Source organism: Exiguobacterium sp. NPDC077395 (genome assembly GCF_050269125.1).
GTDB classification, from domain to species: domain Bacteria; phylum Bacillota; class Bacilli; order Exiguobacteriales; family Exiguobacteriaceae; genus Exiguobacterium; species Exiguobacterium aestuarii_A.
Map to the genome: position 1 here is coordinate 1,375,669 of NZ_JBNNHU010000001.1, position 24,560 is coordinate 1,400,228.

General features: G+C 45.1%; 26 protein-coding genes. 3 read left to right on the plus strand and 23 right to left on the minus strand.

The features are described 5' to 3' along the window. Positions 1-11: 11 nt before the first annotated feature. Positions 12-1,190 carry an HD domain-containing protein gene (locus ACQKD4_RS07065; RefSeq protein ID WP_427372893.1) on the minus strand — a complete coding sequence of 393 codons (1,179 nt, stop codon included), beginning with the start codon at positions 1,188-1,190 and terminating at the stop codon, positions 12-14. 155 nt (positions 1,191-1,345) lie between these two features. On the opposite strand from ACQKD4_RS07065, the gene ACQKD4_RS07070 reads away from it, so the two are divergent. Further along, positions 1,346-1,858 carry a hypothetical protein gene (locus tag ACQKD4_RS07070; RefSeq protein ID WP_427372894.1) on the plus strand — a complete coding sequence of 171 codons (513 nt, stop codon included), beginning with the start codon at positions 1,346-1,348 and terminating at the stop codon, positions 1,856-1,858. A gap of 38 nt (positions 1,859-1,896) precedes the next feature. Here ACQKD4_RS07070 and hfq read toward each other — a convergent pair whose 3' ends face one another. The 8 genes from hfq to ACQKD4_RS07110 form a co-directional block, all read right to left on the minus strand. Next, the gene (gene hfq, locus ACQKD4_RS07075; protein ID WP_012726185.1) at positions 1,897-2,145 is read right to left on the minus strand and encodes an RNA chaperone Hfq; all 249 of its coding nucleotides are present in this window, start codon (positions 2,143-2,145) and stop codon (positions 1,897-1,899) included. Positions 2,146-2,172: 27 nt separating this feature from the next. Beyond that, positions 2,173-3,108: a tRNA (adenosine(37)-N6)-dimethylallyltransferase MiaA gene (gene miaA, locus ACQKD4_RS07080; RefSeq protein ID WP_427372896.1), complete on the minus strand. Its 936-nt coding sequence runs from the start codon at positions 3,106-3,108 to the stop codon at positions 2,173-2,175. A gap of 269 nt (positions 3,109-3,377) precedes the next feature. After that, entirely contained in the window at positions 3,378-3,857 is a 480-nt protein-coding gene (locus tag ACQKD4_RS07085) for an SMI1/KNR4 family protein (RefSeq protein WP_427372897.1), read from the minus strand. Between the two features lie 129 nt (positions 3,858-3,986). After that, on the minus strand, positions 3,987-4,583 hold the full coding sequence (locus ACQKD4_RS07090) for an AmiS/UreI family transporter (protein ID WP_427372899.1): 597 nt from the start codon (positions 4,581-4,583) through the stop codon (positions 3,987-3,989). A gap of 104 nt (positions 4,584-4,687) precedes the next feature. Then, positions 4,688-5,548 carry a PPK2 family polyphosphate kinase gene (locus ACQKD4_RS07095; RefSeq protein ID WP_427372900.1) on the minus strand — a complete coding sequence of 287 codons (861 nt, stop codon included), beginning with the start codon at positions 5,546-5,548 and terminating at the stop codon, positions 4,688-4,690. Between the two features lie 101 nt (positions 5,549-5,649). Further along, a complete protein-coding gene (locus tag ACQKD4_RS07100; RefSeq protein WP_427372901.1) occupies positions 5,650-7,179 on the minus strand; it encodes a M4 family metallopeptidase in 1,530 nt (509 codons plus the stop codon). A gap of 176 nt (positions 7,180-7,355) precedes the next feature. Continuing rightward, on the minus strand, positions 7,356-8,354 hold the full coding sequence (locus ACQKD4_RS07105; RefSeq protein WP_214745254.1) for an ABC transporter permease: 999 nt from the start codon (positions 8,352-8,354) through the stop codon (positions 7,356-7,358). Further along, positions 8,347-9,267 carry an ABC transporter ATP-binding protein gene (locus tag ACQKD4_RS07110; protein ID WP_427372902.1) on the minus strand — a complete coding sequence of 307 codons (921 nt, stop codon included), beginning with the start codon at positions 9,265-9,267 and terminating at the stop codon, positions 8,347-8,349. The genes ACQKD4_RS07105 and ACQKD4_RS07110 overlap by 8 nt, the downstream gene beginning before the upstream one ends. 118 nt (positions 9,268-9,385) lie before the next feature. Between ACQKD4_RS07110 and ACQKD4_RS07115 the strand changes: the two genes are divergently transcribed. Then, positions 9,386-10,135, plus strand: coding sequence for a GDSL-type esterase/lipase family protein (locus ACQKD4_RS07115; protein WP_427372903.1), 750 nt, complete (start codon positions 9,386-9,388; stop codon positions 10,133-10,135). Positions 10,136-10,167: 32 nt separating this feature from the next. Here ACQKD4_RS07115 and ACQKD4_RS07120 read toward each other — a convergent pair whose 3' ends face one another. Together ACQKD4_RS07120 and ACQKD4_RS07125 are read right to left on the minus strand one after the other, a co-directional pair. Further along, positions 10,168-10,839, minus strand: coding sequence for an N-acetyltransferase family protein (locus ACQKD4_RS07120; RefSeq protein ID WP_427372904.1), 672 nt, complete (start codon positions 10,837-10,839; stop codon positions 10,168-10,170). Then, entirely contained in the window at positions 10,826-11,956 is a 1,131-nt protein-coding gene (locus ACQKD4_RS07125) for a mandelate racemase/muconate lactonizing enzyme family protein (protein ID WP_427372905.1), read from the minus strand. Before ACQKD4_RS07125 ends, ACQKD4_RS07120 begins: the two co-directional genes overlap by 14 nt. Before the next feature lie 80 nt (positions 11,957-12,036). Here ACQKD4_RS07125 and ACQKD4_RS07130 point away from each other — a divergent pair, with 80 nt between their 5' ends. Continuing rightward, positions 12,037-13,236: a hypothetical protein gene (locus ACQKD4_RS07130; RefSeq protein ID WP_427372906.1), complete on the plus strand. Its 1,200-nt coding sequence runs from the start codon at positions 12,037-12,039 to the stop codon at positions 13,234-13,236. A gap of 15 nt (positions 13,237-13,251) precedes the next feature. Here ACQKD4_RS07130 and nhaC read toward each other — a convergent pair whose 3' ends face one another. The 12 genes from nhaC to ACQKD4_RS07190 form a co-directional block, all read right to left on the minus strand. Beyond that, positions 13,252-14,679 (minus strand): Na+/H+ antiporter NhaC, encoded by a 1,428-nt coding sequence (nhaC, locus tag ACQKD4_RS07135; protein ID WP_214745263.1) that lies wholly within the window; start codon positions 14,677-14,679, stop codon positions 13,252-13,254. A gap of 135 nt (positions 14,680-14,814) precedes the next feature. Further along, positions 14,815-15,903, minus strand: coding sequence for an amidohydrolase (locus ACQKD4_RS07140; RefSeq protein ID WP_427372907.1), 1,089 nt, complete (start codon positions 15,901-15,903; stop codon positions 14,815-14,817). Between the two features lie 16 nt (positions 15,904-15,919). Further along, positions 15,920-16,264, minus strand: a complete 345-nt coding sequence (locus ACQKD4_RS07145) for a DoxX family protein (protein WP_427372908.1) — start codon at positions 16,262-16,264, stop codon at positions 15,920-15,922. 56 nt (positions 16,265-16,320) lie between these two features. Next, positions 16,321-17,586, minus strand: a complete 1,266-nt coding sequence (locus tag ACQKD4_RS07150; RefSeq protein WP_427372909.1) for a S1C family serine protease — start codon at positions 17,584-17,586, stop codon at positions 16,321-16,323. A 111-nt stretch (positions 17,587-17,697) separates the two neighbouring features. Next, on the minus strand, positions 17,698-18,516 hold the full coding sequence (locus ACQKD4_RS07155; protein WP_427372910.1) for a fumarylacetoacetate hydrolase family protein: 819 nt from the start codon (positions 18,514-18,516) through the stop codon (positions 17,698-17,700). A gap of 54 nt (positions 18,517-18,570) precedes the next feature. Further along, positions 18,571-19,026, minus strand: a complete 456-nt coding sequence (gene nrdG, locus ACQKD4_RS07160; RefSeq protein WP_427372911.1) for an anaerobic ribonucleoside-triphosphate reductase activating protein — start codon at positions 19,024-19,026, stop codon at positions 18,571-18,573. Beyond that, positions 19,004-20,854: an anaerobic ribonucleoside triphosphate reductase gene (locus ACQKD4_RS07165; protein WP_427372912.1), complete on the minus strand. Its 1,851-nt coding sequence runs from the start codon at positions 20,852-20,854 to the stop codon at positions 19,004-19,006. Before ACQKD4_RS07165 ends, nrdG begins: the two co-directional genes overlap by 23 nt. A gap of 191 nt (positions 20,855-21,045) precedes the next feature. Next, positions 21,046-21,876, minus strand: coding sequence for a formate/nitrite transporter family protein (locus ACQKD4_RS07170; RefSeq protein WP_041918029.1), 831 nt, complete (start codon positions 21,874-21,876; stop codon positions 21,046-21,048). Positions 21,877-22,174: 298 nt separating this feature from the next. Next, on the minus strand, positions 22,175-22,630 hold the full coding sequence (locus tag ACQKD4_RS07175; RefSeq protein WP_427372914.1) for a hypothetical protein: 456 nt from the start codon (positions 22,628-22,630) through the stop codon (positions 22,175-22,177). 165 nt (positions 22,631-22,795) lie between these two features. Further along, positions 22,796-23,164 (minus strand): hypothetical protein, encoded by a 369-nt coding sequence (locus tag ACQKD4_RS07180; protein ID WP_427372915.1) that lies wholly within the window; start codon positions 23,162-23,164, stop codon positions 22,796-22,798. A 310-nt stretch (positions 23,165-23,474) separates the two neighbouring features. Further along, positions 23,475-24,104: a hypothetical protein gene (locus tag ACQKD4_RS07185; RefSeq protein WP_427372916.1), complete on the minus strand. Its 630-nt coding sequence runs from the start codon at positions 24,102-24,104 to the stop codon at positions 23,475-23,477. Positions 24,105-24,273: 169 nt separating this feature from the next. Next, positions 24,274-24,558: a barstar family protein gene (locus ACQKD4_RS07190; protein WP_427372917.1), complete on the minus strand. Its 285-nt coding sequence runs from the start codon at positions 24,556-24,558 to the stop codon at positions 24,274-24,276. Positions 24,559-24,560: the final 2 nt, after the last annotated feature.

Sequence of the window (24,560 nt, forward strand, 5' to 3'; positions counted from 1 at the left end):
CCACCCTTTTCTTACAAATCTTCGTGCGCACGAGCCCATTTCTCATAGCGTGCGTCTAATAAATCAATCAAGTGAAGCATCCACGCTTCTGTCGTCATCGGTAATACACTCGAACCCCACTCACGTTTCCCATGATGCGATAAGATCATATGCCAAATACGGTGATGGACATCAATTGGCAGACGGACATCTGCACGACGCAGCGTTTCTTCGAATAGAAGTCCACCATACGGCATATGCCCAATCAACGTTCCTAGCGGATTGATGGAGATCCCTGTCGTCTCACTCGTTCCTTCGACAGGCGACAGTTTTTCAAAACGGTTAGGGCTCGATAAAAGGTGACTGTATTCATATATTTTTCCGATGTCATGGAAGAGGATTCCTAGCGCAAGCTCATCCCAATTGAGTGGTTCCTTCCGCTCTGCCATCGCTTCACATGCCGCATATAATGATTCGAACGTACCTTTATAGGCTTGTTCGATTTTAACACCGTTCATCGTATTCCAAAGGTCGACTTTATGCAACTGCTCGGCTTCCTTGATCACACGGAACACCATTGCCAAATAATCGTCCTGCTCCTGAATTCGATATCCGAGACGCAACATGCAGGCGGTATGCTTCAGCAATCCTCCTGCGTAATTGTGATGGTGATAAAGAGCTGCAGGCGAAAGTACAAAGTCATCCCAGACGAAATCAAGGAGTCCGTATGCAATCTGTTGATAGGTCGGTGACAACGTATCGATTAAACTGAACAATTCATCTGCAAACTGCTCCATCGTCTCATCACCCGGTAACCCTGGGAGTAAAGAAATCGCCTCATCTTTTGAAATCGGTTGGACACGATCGATTGTAATCGACTTAGCACCGTCCGGTTTCGGATAGACATCGATTTTCCCGGACAATTCGATGACACCCGATTCATAAATCGGAAGTAGTTCACTCTCATTTCCACGTAGCCAATGCTTCGCACGCATCATCCCGCTCGCCGTCGTGACACTTAACTGTAGCCATTTCGCCCCGCTTTTCCCTTCTCTCACTTCGACCGTACTAACGAGCGCTTTCGTCTGAACAGGAGCCCCGTCTGGCAACTGATCTAACCGCTCTTCCGATTTTTCAATGTGTGGTATCTGAAATCTTTCACGGTTCGTCGATAAACCTGTGACCGAATCAATCTGTTGATAATAATTCATGAACATTCCCTCCTCGCATCTTCTGACATTGTATCGCGTTTCTACACATTAGGCGAACATACTTTCTAGTAGGGTCATGATTTCACATTCATTATATTGAAAGCGCTTACGATTATTGGTACGATAAAGATAGTTCTACAAAGGGGGAAGCGATAATGATTTCATTAATCGATACGTATGAGCGTTTCATCGCCTCGGGGGAAGCGACACGTTATGCACAAGAGCAACAATCCATTGAACATATTCTACAGGCGTCTAGTTGTCCGATAGAAATGAAGGACTTAGAACAGTCACTCACTCACCTTTCGGGTAATCCATATACAAAAGATGAATCACTCGATAAAATCGTCGAACACGAGATGAAAGGCGCTATGGCCGCTCTCGAGCTATCTGGTTACCCACTTCAAACTCCACTTGCGAAAGCGGTCATTCTATCTGCTTTCACACGAACGAACCGTCTTAACATTGATAAGTTGAAAGAACTGAGCCATGCCGACCTGTTAGTACGGATTCAATCGGCAGAACGGGCATGGAAACGAACATATACATTGTTACACCGTTCGACACCGACACAAATTTGTGACCAAATGGATTCGCTCCTCGGTGGTTGCGCCGTCCAGCGCGTCTTAGAGGCAATCAAACAGCCCGGTACATCAAAAACAGCATAAGAAAAGGAGCGGTCCCCGGGCCGCTCCTTTTCTTATGCTTATCCTTCTGTTACTTCGACTGCATCTGGCTCGTATAACGTGACGTTACGTGCCGGTGAGAATGTTGAGATCGCATGCTTATAGATCAATTGTTGACGACCTTCCGATTCGACGATGACAGTAAAGTTATCAAATGATTTGATGACACCTCGAATTTGAAACCCGCTCACTAAAAAGACGGTCGTTGGCACCATTTCTTTTCGGAGTTGATTCAAAAAATGGTCTTGGATGTTGTAGCTCGCTTTCATGCTGGATTCCCCCTAGTCTTTATCTCTTTAAAATAATCGGAATTTTCGAAAAAACCCCTCTACATCATCATAAATATTTTTATATGATAGTTCAAATGATTTTCGTCCCATATCCACCCAAATTCCATCAAATTGATGACGGAACCACGTCAATTGACGCTTTGCAAACTGTCTCGTATGTTGTTTCAACAAGTCTGTCGCACGGTCTTTCGAAATATATCCCTCAACATACGGAATGATTTCCTTATATCCAATGGCACGCATCGCCTGAGTATCTCGATATCCTTTCGCCATCAAGCTCTCTACTTCCTCAACAAGTCCTGCTTCCATCATCGCATCGACCCGTTGATTGATTCGGTCATATAGAAGTTCCCGGTCAGCGTGAAGGACGAATAATCGGTAATCATAATGTTCGGACGGTGTGCTATCTGTCGTCTGCGTATCGCCTTGCATCGCTACTTCGAGCGCTCGCACGACGCGACGGACGTTATTCGGATGAATCGTAGCCGCACGTTCCGGATCAAGTTGAACTAATCTTTGATGTAACGCCTCACGTCCTTCGACTTCTGCCAATCGTTCGAGGTCAGCCCGCAACGCCTCGTCCACAGATCGCTCCACAAATTCATAGTCATATAAAATCGAACGAATGTATAAACCTGTTCCTCCGACGATAATCGGTAACTTACCACGGGCATAGATATCATCAATGGCAGCACGAGCCAACTGTTGAAAAGTTGCGACACTCATTGCATCATCCGGGTCGCAAATATCAATCAAATGATGCGGGATTCCTTCGGCTTCTTCTTTCGTCACTTTTGCCGAACCAATGTCCATGCCTCGGTATACTTGAACCGAGTCACCTGATACAATCTCGCCGTCGAACGCTTTCGCGAGTTCAATGCCCGTCTTTGTTTTCCCAACAGCAGTTGGTCCGACGATGACGACGACAGGTGTTTTTTCCATACTTCTCACTCCTCAATTAAAAACCCGTCTCCTCATGAGACGGGCCATCAAATTCTTCTTTTTATTCTATCATCAAATACGACGGCAAACAGCATCCAACCACATAAAAGTAATCCGAGTAATAACACGAGTCCATCACTCATCTGCTTTCGCCTCCTTTAGCATCCTCATTCCCACTTTTCACATTTTAGACACAAAATAAATGAGAAAAAAGCACACTCGTGATGAGTGTGCCAACTAAGATATATGCGGAAACGACTAGTTAGACCTTATCTTCTAAACCAATCCCAAAAATGGGCACCTTGCGCGACAATCAAATAGTCGAACCAACGTGTATAATCCATCGGAAGTTTTTCAATGTCATCTTGATAAGTCAAAAATTCTCCGACCCAAATGTAGTTTTCATGTTCGTTGACGACCTCACAAACAATCCATTCTCCATCCATACCAGCGCCGACGGGGATAAACTGCTCAGGACATTCCCATACTTCCCGATACTCGTTAATTTCTTCCACACTAAAGAGTTGAATCCCTCCACCGTATGTCGGATGGACGAATAGCTGTGCGCCGTTATGCATGTTCAAAAAGTGAATCATGGCTTCGGGTGTTCTTTTTGGCAATTGTTTGATTTCAAGTTCTGTCGCAGGCTGATTGAAGGAAAATCGTAACGTGTCCACATCCCCTTCTTCCCTTTGTACTTTCAATTGATTGTCTGTAAGTCGACTTTTCAATGCTTCTAAGGCAATCAATCCACTGTCCCCTTTCTACACAACGTGTTCTGTTGAATGTAGTATATACCAAACCATTTCATGTTATACAAAAAGGTCATCCGATGCGATAATACCTCACCAGATGACCTCATATGTGTTTCTATATACTTAAGCCACTTCTACGGCCTGTTTCGTTCGTTTGACGGAGACGATAAAATACAGAATCGCTGTCCCGCTCGCTGCCCACCAAATCATGTCATACAATCCGTTCATGAGTCCGGCCATCCCAACCATCGCCGGGATGATCAGCGTCAACCACGACAATACGAGAGCGACACGTGCTGTGATGGCCTCATTCGGTCTCCCGAGTCCCATTCCGAAAAAGAAGAGTCCCCATAATAGTGACCAGAAAAACCATGTCAATGCACCCATTGGATCGGCTACAGCGATTGCCATCACCCCATAAAAAGTAGCTGCAATCGAGACGAATAACGAGAACCAGCCGACGCCACGTCCGTCTAAATTCAAAATGAATGTCACACCGACATATAAATACGTGAACGCAAACAAATATATGCTCGCGAGACCGAACTGTTCTTCAGGACTTGCCCCAATTAGTAACCACGTTGCGATAAACGTTTGCAAGAGTCCTGTGAACAAACTGAATACACCGGCACTCTTCATATCAACCTTCCCGAGAAGGACAAGACTATTTAAAAATAGCGCGACGCCACCAAATAATAAACTTACGTTACCCACACTCATTACCCCTTTGTACAGATGTCTGACCTCTATTCTACTGTATCACTTTAGCTTGAATTCGCTTTCAGCGCAAGGGGATTTTTAATTGTTCACGAGAACGTCATCCGTTATTCATTTTCAAGTATTTGAATCGCCTCATCGATGCGTTCTTGCTCTTCATCCGAAAACGTCGGATATTGCGGGTCGATTCGCTCGAGGACATCGATCATGACGGATGAGACGATATAGCGACTATACCATTCGTCATCTGCCGGCAAGATAAACCACGGTGAAACGTCCGTTGATGTGTGTGTGATCATCTCTTCAAAGATGTGTTGATAATCATCCCAATATTGCCGTTCCTCCACATCGCTGAACGAGAACTCCCAATTCTTCTTCGGGTCTTTCAGTCGTTCGAGCAAACGATCCCGTTGTTTATCTTTCGACACATAAAAAAAGAACTTGATGACTTCAAATCCGTTCTCTTTCAGGTACAATTCGTAATCGTTAATTTGGCGAAATCGCATTTCCCACACTTTTTCTTGATCCTGTTCATTCGGAAGTACTTCCTCCCCTAACAAGTCATGGATACGAGGAGCAATCACTTCCTCGTAATGAGACCGATTCAAAATGCCAACTTGACCTCTTTCCGGTAGCAGGTCGTGCATTCGCCACAGATAGTCATGCTTTTTCTCTGTATCGGAAGGTTTCTGAAATGCATTCGTCTTTAACCCTTGAGCGTTCAAGTTTGAAAAAATGTAGCTGATCGCCTCGTCTTTCCCACCTGCATCAAGTGCTTGTAACACGACAACGATTCCGGTCTTGCTCTCGGCGTATAGTCTCCAATGTAACTCTTTCAATCGTTCTACACTGTCCGGAATCAGTTCATCCGTCAAAGTCGAATCATCAGGTTTATCTTTCACATGGGTAGAGAAATCACTCAACTGAATTTGCTTGTTCGGTGTAGCCATATATTCTTTTAGATTCATGTTATTTCTCCTTTTCAGTCATCATTCCAATTTGATTTACCCCAAATCGACACAAAAAATCCCTTCCGAAATATTTCGGAAAGGATTTCTCAATTAGACTCTTAGTTGATTCCGACAGCATCAAACGATTTCGCAGCCGATACCGCTTGTGGGCTAGTCGCACCGTAAAGATCTTTCGCCGATTGAACGACCGCTTGGCGAAGGCTTGAGAAGTTAGACGTTGGCGTCAAGTAAACATTGAGCGCGCGGTAATAGATATCCCCCATCTCCATAACACCGACTCCTTGGACAGACACACCGTAGTGCGATCCGCCGTTACCTAAGAGGTATGCCGCTTTGTTGACGATACCAGAGTTGATGTGAACACCTCCGTTATCTTGCGTACCTGTGTAACGTTTTGAGTAGTGGTCCGGGTCTCCATATGCAGCAGGGTTTGCCATCGAACGAAGGCCGTCTCCCGCAACTCCAGGTGTGTAGATGTCTTCCCCTACCAACCAGTCGAAGTTTGTGCCGACACTGTACTCGGCAACTGTACCTAAGATATCCGATACCGCCTCGTTAATTGCGCCAGACTCGTTCTGATAGATCAATCCTGCCGTATACTCCGTGACTGCGTGCGTCAATTCGTGCGCAACAACGTCAAGTGCGCCAGAGAGGTATGTGAATGTCTGACCATCTCCGTCACCGTATACCATCTTGCTTCCATCCCAGAACGCGTTGTTGTAGCTACGGCTATAGTGAACCGTCGAGTTGAGGGCAGCACCAGCATTATCATAGCTGTTACGTCCATACGTGTTCTTATAGAAGTCATACGTTTTCGTTGCGTTGACGTGTGCAGAAACGGCAGCACGGTCATATGTCGTGTTCAAAACGTTATCGACATCAGCCCAAAGCGAACCCGGAAGGCGTGTACGGTTTCCAGCATCGTACGTATAGATCCCTTTTCCACGTGTCGAGTCTTGTAAGTAGTAGTATGAACCACTCTTCGTTGTCTTGAACGTCTGACTATACCCAAGAACATCAATCCCTGTTCCTGTATATGTAGTTCCCGTCACACCGTTCGTCGGTTTTGCGTGTGCCAACTGATCGAATTTGTTAAGAACTTCTCCTGTACCAGCATCAATGAAGTACGTCCAACGTGATGGCTCTTCAGCATCTAAAATCGTTCCAGTCACTTGATACGCGTAGACCGACTTGTCTCCATTTGGATAGACGATTAATTCAGCTTCAGGTTCGAGTTCGTAAGCACCTTTATGTCCGACAAGCGTTTTGTAGCTTGCAATGGCTTTCTTCTCGCTCAATTTGATTGACTTATGTAGATTCTTTACTGATTTTGCATCATCTACGACTGTTTTCAATTGTCCGTCTTCATCAACGACACCGACCACGACACCACCGAATACCGGGACACCGTCTACCGTCTGCTGTAACTTGACGACTTTACCAAGTTTGTCTGATTTCGACTCGATCGTTTTGAATTCACCTTTTGCTTTCACGAACTCTTTGACAATTGTCGTCGGAGCACTTTCAGATGGTTTCGTCAACGTGCCTGACTTCAATTCTGCCGCCCCGACCAATTGTGGTACGAGTAGGACACCTGCGATTAATGATGTAGATACAACTTTTTTCATGTGTTTGCCTCCTTTGTGATGACTCTTACTTTACACAGTTTCCCACAAACAATGTATCCAACTTTTTAATTATTTTGACAATTCTAAATATTGAGTATTTAGAACTAATTATTTCTCTTTCATAATCATTTAGCCACTAAAAAAAGTGCCACCCAGGAGGGTAGCACTATAAACAATTAATATACATCTTTTTGCGTAAAGTGATAAAACGCGTACGCGAGAGCAGCCATTGACCAAATGAGAATGACGACTAGAGAAAACGGTAGAGTCATCCCTTCAATCGGTGGGGCTTGTCCTTCCAAATAGGTATGAAGGCCGAAGTTGACGTTCACCAAGTACTTCGAGCTATCCCAATTTGATCCAAGCGACGTCAAAAGCGGTCCTGAAATGAGGACGGCCATCATGATCCCGATTCCGGTCGCCGTGTTTTTCACCAGCACCGAGATCATAAGTGAAATTGTACCAACGGCAGCAACGACAAGCCATGAGAGCCCCATTGACATGAGCAAGTATTCCCACATCGGCAACGTATGGACAAAATCGGTTGAGAAGGTGCCGGTCGGTGAAGCTTGGAAGCCTGTCAGGATTGGAGCTGTCCAACCGTCCCATCCGAGAACAATCCCCGATATGGCATAACTGACGACGGCGGTCACAAATATTAAGATTGATGTATACAAAAGTGTCGTCAACCATTTGGCAAGCAAAATTTTATAACGCCTTACCGGTCGGGACAGTAGTGTTTTGATTGTCCCGTCATTATGCTCCCCACTGACGATATCTGCCATCAAGACGATGATAAAGAGTGGCAGTACGAGCGTCGTCCCTTGCGAGAAGAAGACACGCATAAACGTCGGAGCGCCTGGATAGTTCGGGTTGATGTCATTGTCTAAATAGTATTGGTTCTGTTGGACACGGAATTCTAAAATCTGACGAAACTCGTCTTGGACGTTGGCGGAAGCGAGTCGGTTTTGTGTATCGATGATTTCTTGCTGAAGATCAACACGCCAATCAATCGTCCCTTGTTCTTCACGTTGCTTCTCGATTTGCCGATAGTTCGCGTATGTGAACATCGAGACGAGTACAATCAGGATGATCGAGACGACCATCAACCTACGCTTCCGATGAATTTTTAATACTTCATTACGTATGAGTCCGAGTAAAGATGGATTAGGCAATGTGGTCACCGCCCGTCAATGTAATAAAGAGATCCTCTAACGTTTGTACACGACGTTCGAGTCCGAACACGTCGACATCTCGTTCCATTAAGTATCGATTCAACTTTGCCGTCTCCTCGACGTTCATCGAGATTCGAATCGTTCGCTCATCGATCACGTCCGCTTGATCGATTCCTTCATAACCTTGAACGATTGGCAGCACTTCAAAGCTATTGGCAACGTGCAAATCGACCGTCGATGTGAGTTCTTCAATCAAAGCATCGACCGTCCCCACTTTGACAATCTTCCCGCGCGACATTATCGCGACTCGATCCGCCAACAATTCAATCTCGGCCAAGATGTGACTCGACACGAGAACACTCAGCCCAGTTTCTTCGACAAGTCTACGAATGAAAAGTCGTAAATCTCGAATCCCCATCGGATCAAGTCCGTTCGTCGGTTCGTCTAAAATAAGAACGCGTGGATTGTTCAATAATGCCTGTGCGATACCGAGCCGTTGACGCATCCCGAGCGAGTATGTCTTCACTTTATCATCGATGCGAGCAGTCAAATCGACAAGGTCGATCACTTCTTGAATTCGTTTATCGTCCACATCAGGCAACATGCGGGCGAAGGCTTCTAAGTTCTCACGTCCAGTCAAAAATTTATACAGCTCTGGATTCTCGACGATGGCTCCGATCTGATTCATCGCTTGAACGAATTGTTTATCGACACGATAGCCACAAATCGAAACATTTCCTTTTGTCGGTTTAATCAAGCCGACGATCATCCGAATCGTCGTCGTTTTCCCGGCACCGTTCGGTCCTAAAAATCCAAACACCTCACCTGGGTTGACTTCTAACGAAATATTATCGATGATCGTCTTTTTCCCTATCACTTTTGTCAGTTGATGTAGCTTTAACGTCGGTTCCATTGTCTCACCTCTTTCTTTATTCTATCGGACAAAATCAAATCTGTCCTATTCGAACATTCACATAGGGCACATCGTCACATTTTTGATATGATGTCTGTATAGAAAGCGAGGTCAGTCCATGAAACAGTCGAAATGGTATGCATTTTTAAGTGGCGCCGTACTTTTGACCGGAATCGCCATATATGGTCTCTGGATTGGTTATCAAGATATCGTCAATCCGCCAGAAAGAACACTTTCCGTCTCTGAAGACGAACGTCCTGAGCCAGAAGGAGACATCTATGTCGCCCTCGGCGATTCCTTGACTCGCGGTGTCGGCTCGACGTCAGGCGCGGGATATGTACAACCCGTCAGCGAAGGTTTGGAAGATGAGTCACTCCGTACACAAAACCTGGCCGTTTCCGGGGCACGTACAGAAGATCTACTTGCTCAGCTTGAGCAACCCGAAGTACGTCGGACAATTGAAAACGCACGATATATCACGTTGACCATCGGCGGAAACGATTTGTTCAACCGCGGGGAGAACGTCGACAACTTTGAATCTGTCGATATTCAACAAGTGGTCACGGATGCAAAGACAAATCTTGAAACGATTTTTTCTGAGATTCGCGCGTTGAACGACTCAGCTACGATTGTCTACATCGGTCTATACAACCCGTTTCAAAATGATGAGAATGGACAAGCGTTCAATCAGCTCATCCTCGATTGGAACGCCTCTGCGAAGCAATTAGCGAATGCGCAAAATATCGATGTGATCGACCCGTTCGCCTATATCTCTGATTTATCACGTGATCTCGCGACCGATCAGTTCCATCCGAGTGACCGCACGTATGAAAAATTCGCGAATGATGTACTCTTCGTCCTAGAATAATCAAAATCCTCGTCAGCTTGACGAGGATTTTTTTACTTCTCGTATCGAACAACCCACTGTTCCCCTTGTTTCATGAGACCAGTCCCGAACCAACCATCTTGGAGTAACTTAACTTGTCTCGCCCGTTCTTCCATTGGAACATCCACCACTTCTGATGTGGGTTGCCATGACCGATGAAGCTCCTTGTAAAAGATATAGCGGAGTTTCCCGCCATACTTTTCTTTCAATGCGCCGATTCGAAGTCCAAGCATGAACTTGTCTTTCATACTTGGAATATTGAACGGTGCGACCGTCGCACAGACGACATCAAATCGATCATCCGCTTCAACTTGTGACATTAATAGTTTGCCCAAGTGCGTCTGCAACCCAAATCCCCGGAAATCTGGATGGACGTTCGTCACTTCCTGATAAAGGACACGTTCAAGCGAAGCCTCCGGCCAGCCGATATCTCGTCCTAAATGTTCGTCGTCAATCGGCGGGATCAACATGGCACGGAATGCAATCAGTCGCCCTTCAGCCGTTGCCCCAATCAACGTCTGATCTGCCAACAATTTTGTGAATTCTTCAATTGATAACGATTGATAGTGCTCCGGTTCAGCCAACGCTTGAATCACTGCCTCTTGAATCGACAACAACTCAGGTAAGTCTGACAAAGTCAGAACACGCACTTGAAACAGAAGATCTTTAACCTTACCTTGCCACATGTGAGTCTTCTCCAATCACGTATGAATCGATTGTCAGTTCACGCAATAAGTCCTCATCGACATCGATGCCGAGACCAGGACGGTCGTTCAATGAGATGATCGGCAAATCATATGTTAAGTTCCCGACATCCTTCCCGAAGCGGAGCGGTCCTGTCAATTCTACCGTTTTTACAATCTTACTAGAAAAGGCGACATGGAATCCCGCACTCGATGCGATCGACGATTCGACCATCGAGCCGATTTGGCATTCAATCCCTGACATCTCCGCCATATGGACCAACTTCTTCGCCGGATAGATGCCACCACATTTCATCAGCTTGATGTTCGCTTTATGGGCTGCTTGCATCATCGTCAACCGTCTCATATCGTGAATGTCTTTCAGACCTTCATCGATCATGAGTGGCACCGAGATTTTTTGTTTCACTTCGACCATCCCTTCAAAATCATCCGCTTTGACCGGTTGTTCGACCCAATCGATTCCGTACGGTTCGAGTAGACGCATAGCTTGGACCGTGTTGGCTGCATTGACCCACCCTTGATTGACGTCGACCCGAATCGGAACACTTGGTCCTACGGATTCTCTCACGGCTTTGACACGTGCCACGTCCGTTTGTACGTCGACCCCGACTTTCATCTTCACGGCCGTATAGCCCTGATTGATTTGATCAAGAGCCTCTTGTGCCATGTGATCCGGTTCCCCGATACTTAAGACGTGTGTGACCGGGAACGATTCATGGTACCGACCACCAATCCATTCGTAAATCGGTTGATTTAGTTTCTTTCCAATCAAATCGTGACAGGCGATATCGAGTGCTGCTTTTGCTGCAGGAACACCTTTTATCGCACGGTCCATCTCATCATGAATCCTCTCCAAATGCATCGGATTTTTCCCAATCAATAATGGTGCCAATAGATGACGGAGGACACTCACCGTACTTTCAGCTGACTCTCCCGTCACGTGCTCATCCGCTACCGCTTCCCCATATCCAATCAGTCCGCAAGACGTGGTCATTTTGACGATGACAGATGGCATATCGTCATATCGATGATAACTCACGATAAACGGAACTTTTAGTGGGAATCGAACCGAGAAAATTTCAATGCTTTGAATGTTCAAGTTCATCACTCCTTTACTTCGTCTACGCTTTCCTCTATATTGTCGTTATATAGTCGTTAAATTGCAAGGGGGATTTTGTGATGTCCATCCATATCGCCGTCGTCGGCTCACTAGCGTTTATTCAACATATTGTAAATGGTTCTTCCTTACCCGATGTCCGGATTGAAGGGTTTCCTTATGATGACCCACGCGAAGCGAAAGACATCGCCCATCAACTACACTTTTTTGACGGTGTTTTCTTCTCCGGTTCATTTCCGTATACGTACGCGATGGAGAAGGCGAACCTCCCGTATGCTCATCATGTCGTTCAAGACGATGTCGTCTTATTGACTTCACTCTTATATATGACGTTAACGCAACACGTCGAGCTTGAACATCTATCGATTGACCTCGTCGACACATCACGACTTGCATCGGTGTTAGAGCCATTCCCTACTCGTATCTCGCAATCGCAAGTGAAACAGATTCATCCAAACATGAATTTCGAGGACTTGATTGCTTTTCATAAACAACTTCAAGAAAATGGGACGACACGATTCGCTTTGACGAGTGTCGAGCAAATCCATCGCCGGTTAATGAGTGACGGCTATCGGAGTCAACTCATGATTGAACCACAAGAGAGAATCCTTCACCATTTTAATGATTTTCTTAAACAGATTCGATTGCAAAAATCAGATCAGTCTCAGTTTGCCATTCTTCAGTATTCGAATTCGAGTGAAGAGACGTTAGCACACGTGTCGGACCAACAATTCTTCGGTGGCAAGTTGCTACAATCGAATGAAGAGGGGGTCACAATCTTATCGAATAAAGGCAAAATTGAGACCGCTATTTCAAATGGTATTGTTTTACCGAATCCCTCGTCTGTCCATGTCGGCATCGGATATGGCTCAGACTATCAGCGCGCTCTCGACCATGCACGACTCGCGCTTTATGCAAAAAGTGAACGACAGATGCGCATCGTCGATGATTCGAAGCGACTAATGTTCTCTGATCAACCATCACCCATTCATTTTCGCGTCACGCAAACACGAGTCTACGACATGATGAAACAGACCGGTATGAGTCCGACCAATATCGAAAAACTCATCCACTTCTCACGTAATCAACTTGAGTTCACGGCTAAAGAGTTGACCGATTACTTACAAGTCACCCGTCGCACGACAGAGCGACTCATCAAAAAATTGGTTGATGCAAAACTCGTTCATCCGATTGGCGAAGAGATGAGCTACAGCCAAGGTCGTCCGCGCACCGTCTATAAATTTCAATTCCCGGTCGATTGACGACCGGGAATTGTTTTATTGTGCTGCTTGCTTCACAACTGACTCTTCTTGCTGAATGACGGCCATGCGCTCGATTGTGAATCCCGTAAAGGCATACAGAATCGAAATGACCGGTACGATAAAGTTTAAGACAGCGTAAGGCGCGTATTCGAATGCCCCAACCCCGAGCGTACCAAGAATGAATACCCCACACGTATTCCATGGGATGAACACCGATGTCAATGTTCCACCGTCCTCGAGTGCGCGTGATAAGTTTTTCGATTGTAATCCCATTTTTTCATAAGCCCCTGCAAACATACGTGACGGAACAACAATCGAGATATATTGCTCCGAACAGGTCGCATTTGTCGCAATCCCGGCCAAAATCGTTGAAGCAATCAACGAGCCTGCCGTTTTCGCCAACTTCAAGATTTGATTCATGATCGATTGAAGCATACCTGAATATTCTAAAATTCCACCGAACGTCATCGCGACAATCGTCATCGAGACTGTGTACATCATCGCATCGAGACCGCCTCGGCTAAAGAGGTTATCGACCAATTCATTACCTGTATCAATGACATAGCCACTTTGAAGAGCACCTACGCTGTCTGAAAGTGACCCGCCTTGGATGAACACTTGAGCCAAGAAGCCCAGTGCAATCCCGACAACGAGTGCTGGAATCGCTGGTACTTTTTTTGCGACGAGTAAAATGACTGCGAGCGGAACGACAAGTAACCATGGCGAGATGACAAAACTGTCTTCAAGAATGTTAAGCGTCTGTGTAATCTCTGACGAGTCCGTCGTCGAATCCGCAAACCGTCTTCCAAGCCATGCGTATACACCTAGCGCGATGATGAGACCCGGAATGGTCGTATATAACATGTGTCGGATATGTACGAATAGATTCGTATGAGTCAGTCCTGCCGCCAAGTTTGTCGTATCTGACAATGGTGACATCTTGTCCCCGAAATAAGCACCTGAGATGACGGCCCCCGCAACCATCGGAGCTGGTATCCCCATACTCAGTCCGATTCCCATCCCTGCTACACCGATTGTACCCATCGTCGACCACGAACTCCCAATCGAGAGCGCGACGACCGCACAGATGAGGCAAATCGTTAACAAAAAGTATGCCGGCGAGATGATCTTCAGTCCGAAATAGATCATCGTGGCAACGATTCCCCCACCAATCCAAGCACCGATTGTCAATCCGACCAAAATGATGATGACGACTGCCGGTAAAGCGAGACGAATCCCTTTATACATCATCTCTTCAATCTCTTTCCACTTGAACCCATGACGCCAGGCGACGAGCGAAGCGACCGCCGTCCCGACGATGAGCGGGATGTGTGGTCCTTGTCCGAGCTTGACGATTGAGATGAGCATGACAACAATCATCACACCAAGTGGTAAGAGCGCCCACCCTAGCTTCATGTCTTGCTTGTTCCCCGTTGTTTCCATCTAACTTCCTCCCCTATAGCGAAAATTCAGAATTGTCGTTATATTGTCGCTAATAACGTTATGATAGCGCTTACACTTATTTGATGCAATAAAAAAATGAGTGGACAGACATCTGTCTATCACACTCATCCTGAATTATGATGCTGCAATTCGGAGCGCATCCGCAAGCAGGCGTGCCCCGTCTTCTAACGCATCACGGTCAAACGTCATATGCGGATGATGAAGTCCTGGACCTAAATCTGCACCGATTCCAATCATCGTCGCATCAAGCGTCGGTTTCTCGACGGTATAGAAATGAAAATCATCGCTACCTGAGGTGACAATCCTCTCGACGAGAGCCGACTGACCGAAGCGTTGCTCGATCGCCTGCTTTGCAATCTGACTCGACTGTTCCCCAACGACCGCTCCCGGTGTGAAGTCTTGCCACTCCCACTCCAATGTCACACGATGAAGCTGACCGACATGGAGTAACATGTCTTCGACACGATTTCGCAGTTCGAGCAATTCCTCATTTTGTTGAGCGCGGACGTCAATCGAGAACGTCGCATTCCCTGGAATGATGTTCATGTTGTCACTCCCGGCGTGTACTTTCGTCAACTTGACGGAGTGTGGCTCAAACGGTGATAAGTAAATGCTTTTGAGCATGTGTTGAATCGTGAAGATGACATCGAGTGCGTTTTGTCCTTGATGCGGTCTTGCGCCGTGCGCGTCATCCCCAATCACCTCTCCCTTTAAGAAGAAGGCAGCGCCATGCTGAATCGCCGCCGCGTATTGACCTTTCTTCAACTCTTCTTGTGGACGCAAATGAATCCCGAACAGTTGCGTCACGTCTTCTAACGCCCCACGTTCGATCATGGCGAGGGAACCATTCCCTTGCTCTTCGGCAGGTTGGAAGATGAAACGGATCCGCTTCTGTAACGCCTCGTCCTTCAATTGTTCGAGTGCACCGAGTACCATGCTGATGTTCGCGTCGTGCCCGCATGAATGGTTCGCACGAAACGTACCGTCCACTTGTTGCCATAACGCATCGATATCGGCGCGGACCGCAATCACGTTTTCTCCCGATCCAATCTCCGCGATCACCCCGGTCACATCCTCGAACGTCCGATGCGGAATCGACCAGTCTGATAAAATCGAAGCAATCGTTCGGGTCGTCTCGATTTCTTTCCAACTGATTTCTGGATGTGCATGAAATTGTTCAAACCATTTCAATACGTTTGTCATATGTATCTCCACACCTTTATATTTTTTTGACACCTTTGATCAAAACCCATTGTAGCGGGAGTCGTCCCCATGTAATCCATTTCGGAATGACTTTCCCACCGATTTTAGATGGCTTGACGGCCATATTGATATTGGCTGGGAAGACGGCGATAAAGAATGCTGGTAGCGTCCGCTTTACGAACGTCGTCCCTTTGTTTAGTAAGAGCATTGCCCCGAAGACGACTTCCACGACTCCGCTCAGTTGCACCATCAAGCGGCGGAACGGCCAAGATTTCGGAATAATCGACATGAATGCCTTCTCTCTGACAAAATGTAAAATTCCTGCCCCGAATAGTAACACCCCATATAAGTTTCGTACCATATCTCATCCTCCTTTTGTATAAGCATAGCAAAAAAGGCGGGCTTATTGCCCACCTTTTACAATGCAGAACCGTTAGCGTTTTGAATCTCGACTTGAACCGTTTCCGTTTTTCCGTCACGGACATATTCGATGTCGACCGTTCCGTCCGTATCTCGAATCAATTCACTACGGAGGTCGATGAACGAGCTGACGTCTTTGTCATTGATTTTCACGATGACGTCACGCGCCTCAAGACCCGCTTTTGCGGCTGAACTATTTTGTTGAACTTCTACGATAATCGTTCCCGCCGTTACCGATTCAGGTAAGTTGATTTGTTCCGTCAAGTAACCTGGAGGGAACTCTGACACATCACGTAGCGATACGCCGAGCGAAGGATGATTGACTTCTCCCGTCTGTTCGATTTGATTGATCAGCGGAAGGGCGATGTCGACCGGAATCGAGAATCCGACTCCCTCGACTTCTGCCGTCGCAATCTTCATCGAGTTGATGCCGACGAGTTGTCCTTCTTCGTTGATTAACGCACCACCCGAGTTACCTGGGTTGATGGCCGCATCCGTTTGAATGACCTCAGCATTGAAGTCGGCCTGTCCGTTCTCATCCGTATCTACCGGCACGAGACGTGACGTCGATGAGACGACACCGCGTGTCACGGAGTTCTCGAATTGTCCAAGCGGATTCCCGATGGCGATGACCGTTTGTCCCGGTTTTAACTCGCTCGATTTGCCGATTGAGATGACGGCCGGTACTTTGTCAGCGTCCACTTTCAAGACGGCCAAGTCATACGTCGCGTCACTTCCCATGAGCGTCGCTTCCGCTGTCGTTCCGTCATTAAACGTGACCGTCAGCTTGTCTGCCCCGTTGACAACGTGATGGTTCGTCGCGATAAATGCCGAGTCACCTTCTTTTTTGTAGATGACGCCCGATCCAACGCCAGCCTCGACGGCTTCACTCGAGAAGCCAGTTTGGGCGAAGTTGTTCACGGTGACGACTGCAGGTTGAGCGGTTGCGACGGCATTCGTGACTGAAGAGTCAGACACGTTTGATGACGTCTGGACCGGAGTCCCTTGCGAGGTCACGTTCGTATCACTCACATTCGTTGCGGGTTGGTCGATAAACGGATAAGCGATTGCGCCCGTCAACAATGCCCCGATGACCCCACCGACAAGTCCTGGGAACATGCGGCTGACGAATGAAGGTTTTGACTGTGTTCGTACTTTTGTTTCTTCTCGGTTGGATGAACCGAGTTCTGTATCTAACCAATCTTTTTGCTGTTCTGATTCATGTAATTGATCGTGTTCATTTGATTGATTGTGACGATCCATAATGATTCATCTCCTCTGTGTTATCTTCTACCCTTACTATAACGAAGAGGAACACTCATTTATAAAATGATAAATGAATTACAAGATTCTTCACATTTTGCGTCATTTCATTCAGACAATCACATTTCTTAGCGTGCCCAGACCTTCAATCGTCACTTCGACGGTGTCTCCCGTTTGAAGATAGGTCGGTGGTGTCATCCCGTGCCCGACTCCGGCTGGCGTTCCTGTCGCGATGATGTCACCCGCTTCAAGCGTCATGCCTTTCGATAACGTACGAATGAGCTCGTCAATCGGGCGAATCATATCGGCCGTCGTTCCGTCTTGGCGTGTCTCCCCATTGACATTCGTTTTGATTCGGAGAGGGAACTGAAGCTCTTCCGGCGTCACGATGAACGGTCCCATCGGACAGAACGTATCGAACGACTTACCACGGAAGAATTGGACATGTTCTTTTTGCACATCCCGTGCCGTCACATCGTTTAGAATCGTGTATCCAAAAATGTGTTCTTCGACCGATTCGATGTCTCGTCCCGACTTTCCAATGATGACGGCAAGTTCGCCTTCGTAGTCGAGTTTGTCCGTCAATTCCGGATGGCGCTCGATGACAGCGTCCGGTCCGACTACTGAAGTTGGTGCTTTCGTGAAGATGACGAGTTTCCCCGCTCCCGCTGTATCCATTTCTTTCACGTGTTCTTCATAGTTCTTCCCGATACAAATCACATTTTTCAACGGTCGATACGGAGCAAGCAATTTCACGTCCGTCACTCGGTATGAAGGTGCCACGTCTAAATCAATATCCGGTTCGAACTCACGCGCGATCACTTCTAATAAATTTGTCGTATGTACTTGATTGCTGACATCGTAGACGAAATCACCTTCGACGATCCCCACTCGTTGCTCTTCTTGCATCTCAAAACTACACCATTTCATTAAAACTCCCCCTTTTACATCATTATACAAAAAATCGAGACATCTCTGCCTCGATTACACTTTATTCAAGAAGATGATCCGTTGATTACTCGATCCCCGAAAGCGGAGCCTCATGTCTCGTTGCGACTGCTCAAAGCGACCATCAACGAGCACATCGGCGTAGTCTAACACCGTTTGAACGGCTTCGTCCTGCATCGCTACCAACTGTTCCATTGTATAGCCCGTATACACCCACACATTTTTACCGAGCGACTTACATGCCATTACGAGTTTTGCTAACGGTGACGATTGAAGAAACGGTTCACCTCCTGAGATGGTCACCCCGTCCCAACCACTGAGCTTGACGCGTTGAACAAGTTCCTCTATTTCGACATCCTCACCGCCAGCTGGATTCCACGAGGAAGGATTGTGACACCCTTTACAGTGATGCGGACAGCCGGCAGTAAAGATGACCGTTCGAATCCCCGGCCCATCGACGACGGATTCTTCAACGACGGATAGAATGCGCATCGTGTTTCACCCTCGCCCGTTCTTCTTCTCGTTTCGCCGTATTCCAGCGGTCCATCGTCCCGACCAAATAACCGGTGATGCGGCGGATTCGTTCGATGTTTGTATCCTCGCCACACGTCGGACAGGCATCATCAATTAGTCCTTCTAATCCACAATTTCCGCAACGGTCGACCGGATGATTGATGGAACCGTAGCCGATGTTATGCTGACGCATCAAGCGGACAATCGATTCCACCGCTTCCGCATTGTGGGCAAGTGACCCATCGACTTCGACATATGATATATGTCCCGCGTCACACAATGCGTGATACGGTGCCTCGATTCGGATTTTCTCACGAATCGATACAGACTGATAGACCGGCACGTGGAATGAATTTGTGTAAAAGGCACGATTGGTGACACCTTCAATCATCCCGAACTCTTCCTGGTCTCGCGTCACAAATTTGCCTGACAGTCCTTCCGCGGGTGTCGCAAGCAATGAGAAATTCAAATCGTATGATTCGGCCGCCGCTCGCATCCGATCAGCTAAGTGCGTGACGATATCGAGACCGAGTCGTTCCGCTTCACGCGACTCAGCATGTGTACTGCCTGTCAACACCTTCAACGTTTCAGCGAGTCCGATGAAACCGAGTGAAAGCGTTCCTTGTTTTAATACGTCTCGAACCTCATCATGAATATGTAACTGTTCACTTCCACGCCAGACCCCTTGTGTGTAGAGGAAACGGAATTCTTCAGCGAGACGCGTACATTGATACTCGAAACGCTCGATCAACTGTTCGATGCCGATATCGATATAGCGGTTGAGAATGCGGTAAAAGTCAGAGAGTGACTCCGAGATCAGTGCCATCTTCACCAAGTTGAGTGTGGAGAAGGAAAGATTGCCACGTCCGACCGACGTCTCCTCTCCGTGTCGGTTTCCCATGACCCGAGTGCGGCAACCCATATACGCCACTTCAGATGCATACGTCCCATCATAGTAAGCGACATTAAACGGAGCATCGATGAAGGAAAAGTTCGGAAATAATCGTTTGCCTGTTACCCGACACGCTTCACGGAAAAGATCGACGTTCGGATCGTCCTCCCGAAAGTTGATTCCTTCCTTCACTTTAAAGATTTGAATGGGAAAAATCGGAGTCTCTCCGTTCCCTAACCCACGTTCCGTGGCACGAAGTAACTCTCGAATGAGGATACGTCCCCACTTTGATGTGTCCGTTCCATAATTGATTGAAACGAAAGGTACTTGCCCGCCCCCTCGTGAGTGCATCGAGTTCGCATTGTGGATGAACGCCTCACACGCCTGATACGTCGCCGAGATCGTCTCTTCTTCCGCGAGTTGTTTCAATTGCGCATCGTCCCAGTCAACGGGTAATGATTGAAGTCGGCTCAGTTGACGCTCATATGTCTTCTCGACATACGGTGCCAAGTCGACGTCAAACATTGGGAAGGCCTGCCCCCCATGCTGCATGTTTTGATTCGCTTGAAGGATGATCGACGCGAGTGCCATGGCAGAGCGAATGTCCTTTGGCGACCGGATCGTTCCATGCCCTGTGTGGAATCCATCTTTTAATAATTGACCGAGTGGAATTTGACAACATGTCGTCGAGCCAGTGATGTAATAGTCGGCGTCGTGCACATATAAATAGTTATCAGTGACGGCTTGTTTTGACCGTTCCGACATCAAATACGTCTGCGACAATTCTTTCGACACTTCTGAAGAGAGTCGTGCTAGTTTTCCGAGCGGGGATTTCCCGTCCACATTCGCATTCTCTTGCACCAAGTCTTGGTCTGGTAAAACGCAGACGTCCTCATACAACTGCAGTAATTTCAAAACCCATCACCTCACTATATATGGATTCAAAACATTCATATTCGTTTTAAGAATCCTATATATAGATTATGGCATGTGTTTTTCTCGATGGTCACGAGTCGATATTGTGACAGTTTACGTGTGGCCATACGATAAAAAAGAGCCTCGTCTTCGATAAGACAAGGCTCTACGCTACATGTGACAAACATCATTTATTTAACAGCTTTTACAACTTTTAATTCGACTTCTTCCTCTAATTCTTGTGCTTCACGAAGACCCTTCGAGTTGAGCCAGGTATAGATGGCTCCCATGAAGAGCGCTCCACCGATAATGTTACCGAATGTTGCAGGAATCAAGTTGTGAATTGCACCTGCCATGCTGATCGTCTCCGGGTGTGGGACGACGAGCGTCAAGGCGAACAAGACGAAGTTGGCGATGACGTGGTCGAATCCTGAAGCGAAGAAGACGGCGACAAGGAAAATCATCGAGAAGATTTGAGCGAACTCATTTTTCATTTGTTTCGGTAAGAAAATAGCGAGACAGACCATCCAGTTACAGAAGATGGCACGGAAGAAAATTTCGACCGTCGTATGATGCATTTTACTTTCAACAACGGAGAACAACCAGTTGTTCATCCCGAGTTCTTGGATGACGCCAGTCGGTGCAAGTAGTAAGGCGAATAGGATTCCCCCGAGTGCGTTCCCGACGAAGCAGAGCAACCAGACGAGCATCGTATCACTGAGCGTCGTATAACCACGAAGCGTCGACGTTGTGAAATACATCGTATTCCCCGTGAACAACTCAGCTCCCCCATAAATGATCATGACAAGCGCGATCCCGAACGAGAAGCCTCCGATGAGTGTCGTGAACGGAGATTCCGCTAAATACATACCGTTGACGACTTTCAAGGTAAAGATTGAGGCAAAGCCGATAAAGATCCCGGCTAACATTGCCCGTAAAAAGTATTCCATTGGACGATAATGAATCATTTGTGAGGAAGCTTGTGCTTTTTTTCGTAATGATTCGAGTGCATGGATTTCCATTGATGCCATGTCACAAACCCTTCTTTCTGAATAATTAAATAGGAAAGTATCAGTTCTAATATGTGAAATCATTAACAATATAAACTGTACAGTCTCTGTTGGCAATCCTGTCTTGCATGAATTGACAGAGTGTTCACATCGTAATCGTTTACATATGGCGGATTTGTGACAAAGAAAAATTCTCCCGATTTTCGGGAGAATGTCTATGAATTAGCATTTTCAATTTTAATATCAATCTCCCTGTTCCAAAATAAATCTTACATCCTACTTTTAATTTCGAATGTGCATAGTCTAATCATTAAAGAAACTTATTCTTTAAATAATGATAAATCATTTCATCTTGTAAGATTATTTCGAAGCACTCGAAATCAAAAGCTCTAATTTCAATTGAAGTTTGATTTAATTGAAACTCTAGCTCAGCTTCTGAATGAGGTTGATTTTCAAAGTCAATTTCTATATTTTTGAATTTACTCCCTATAAATACTCCACTTTCGAACTGAATTATATGTTTAACTCTCCCTATCAGTTCATATGTACTAAAAAAATTAATTATTCCAAAATCATTTGATGGGAAAAGTTCGAATAGTGACACCTTACTACCCCCAAAGATATCAAAAAGATACCATATCAAACTATCAGTCTGTATCTCATTTATAGCTTGAAGAATACTTTCAAGTTGTTCTCCAGTACATGATATATCTTCATTAAAACACTTACCACTAATTTCAATTTTATAATAGCTGGGGTTTGACATTACCTACTCCTCTTGTAAAAAGGTTTTGAAATGGATATGTAAAAATGGTTTATTCATTGACTAAATTTAGGTTTTCCGTTTGAATAATCAATTCAGAGTATAGGTAAAAATCGTCCGTCATATTTTTCTTAATTATGTGTAGCGATTAAATCCTAGAAACTTTAATCAGTGATATTCCGTTCCGATTCTAATTTTTGTGAAATGAATCTCTGCCGTAACAGGAGGCAATAAGAGATGGCATATAAATATTTCCTGCCCCTCTAATTCGTAACTATCAATGCTAATATCCTGCATGAAATATGGACGTTGTCCCCTTGTCAATTCTTTGATTGGCATTGTTCGATCATCTAGAGCAGCAGAAACCTCTACTTTAATACAACCTAAAAATTCAATCTCGTAGTGACGATAACTCTCTTCCTCATCTTCAATCTTTATTAAAACCTCATCTCCAAAATAACGGCAATCGAATCCTAAAACGCGCGCATCCCAATAATATATCTTTTCAATTTCTCTTAATATTTCCTGAGCTTTCATTTTTTCACCTTCTCTATGGAATATGTGCTGCTTAACTACGTGGCTTCACAAGTTTTAAATGGTTTTAATAATTTTGATCGTATATATGGACATCATGATACAAAGCTATATGATTTGGCTAAATTTACTCTTATTCCAACTCTACGGACTGTATTTCTCACATCGATAAACCCGCTATTGTCAGTTTATATAATTCTAACAAAGAGTCATCATGAGTAAACCCCCAAACCTCATCATACATATCATTTTTCATAGTATCTATGTAACATGACTATGCGTTAAAACATGCTCAAACTGAGGCCCTCATATTTCATTGTTCGTTTAAATAATCTATATCAAATTTTCGAGGTAAATTCTTTGTTAATTCTTCAATAGACTCATATCTTTTTTCATTAGAAAACAAAATAAACCCAAGTCCATCTCCATCTATTTTAATAAAAGAAGTTGGTATACTCATATCAATTAAAGGTACAACTTGAGTTCTAGAGAACAGCCACTTACCATACTTTTTTAAAGTGAAATTCAATTTATCTTTAAAGATAATATTATAAAACCTATTTTGAGCAGGCATCCAGTACGTTTCGTTAATCAAAAACCTTAAATCTTTTTCGTTTTCTATTTTTGCATTGCAGTAATAAAAAGAATTCTCATCCTCAGAGCAATAGTTCATAGAATATTTATTTTTCCTTGAATCCATTTTTTCAACCATCTCATTATCCTGACTTATATTTTTAGATAATATAAATGTTATGACCATTGGATATACATTTTGGTAAACCAAAAAATCAATTAAAGCTTTTTGGTTATCGTTAATAGTTAAATCATCATAACTAGTGATCTCATATACCTTTTTAATTTCACCCATAATGAAATAATTATCTAAATTATCTTCAAGATGCTCTAATAGACGCTTCCTTTCAATAATTGTAAGCTCTTGCATAGTGATCACCTTTGATTTTTCAGTTTAAAGACCTTGTAATTTAAATCAGCTGTTTTTTTCTATTAATTCTTATGATGGTCGGGGACTATAAAAATTATATTGAAAATTAGTGATTGTGAAATGGATACTCTCTTAGAGACTAGCTTTATATATTAGTAAGCCAATTAGATTACAAGAAAACAATATGACAATGTGAAACAGAATATTCTTCGTTATACTCTTCTAAGCACATTTTTAAGTACTTAGCATCCTCACTTAATTTCGTTTCAAGCAAAGAATATCCTATGAAAGTGATTTGATCAGGAAAAGTTATACAATCCACATCAGTAATGACATCATAAAAGGCATCCCAATTTTCGCCGTAATGATCAGGAAGATGAAGACTTTCTTTTAATATTTGATGTAGTTCCGAAGAAGAAGTAATGTCACTTAAATCGATATATAAATGCGACATAT